A 629-nucleotide genomic window follows, 5' to 3' on the forward strand; every position below is an offset into this window, starting at 1 on the left:
AAGCAACGTTTTGAGAAACCCTAAATGTAGTAAAGATTTAGGTCAAGCTACTAAGGGCGTACGGTGGATGCCTAGGCGCTAAGAGTCGAAGAAGGGCGCGGTTAACAGCGAAATGCCACGGGGAGTCGTAAGCAGGCTTTGATCCGTGGATACCCGAATGGGGCAACCCAACTGGAGTCATATCCAGTTATCGTTAACTGAATACATAGGTTAATGAAGACAACCCGGGGAACTGAAACATCTAAGTACCCGGAGGAAGAGAAAGAATCATCGATTCCCTAAGTAGCGGCGAGCGAACGGGGAAGAGCCCAAACCAATCCCCTTGGGGATTGGGGTTGTAGGACCCTCTTTTAGGCACAACGTTCTAGCTGAAGAAATCTGGAAAGGTTCAGCAAAGAAGGTAACACTCCTGTAAGCGAAAGAGCAGAGTGCTGTGAGGGAATCCTGAGTACCGCGGGACACGAGAAACCCCGTGGGAAGCAGGGAGGACCACCTCCCAAGGCTAAATACTCCTTAGCGACCGATAGTGAACCAGTACCGTGAGGGAAAGGTGAAAAGCACCTCGGAAGAGGAGTGAAAAAGAACCTGAAACCGTACGCTTACAAGCAGTCACAGCACTTCGGTGTGGT

At 50.4% G+C, this 629-nt stretch carries 1 rRNA gene; it reads left to right on the top strand.

The annotated features are described in order from the left end of the window. Positions 1 to 40: 40 nt before the first annotated feature. Positions 41 to 629: ribosomal RNA gene (locus tag DEAC_RS22000) — 23S ribosomal RNA — on the top strand; the annotation flags it as partial.

Source organism: Desulfosporosinus acididurans, from assembly GCF_001029285.1.
Classification (GTDB): domain Bacteria; phylum Bacillota; class Desulfitobacteriia; order Desulfitobacteriales; family Desulfitobacteriaceae; genus Desulfosporosinus; species Desulfosporosinus acididurans.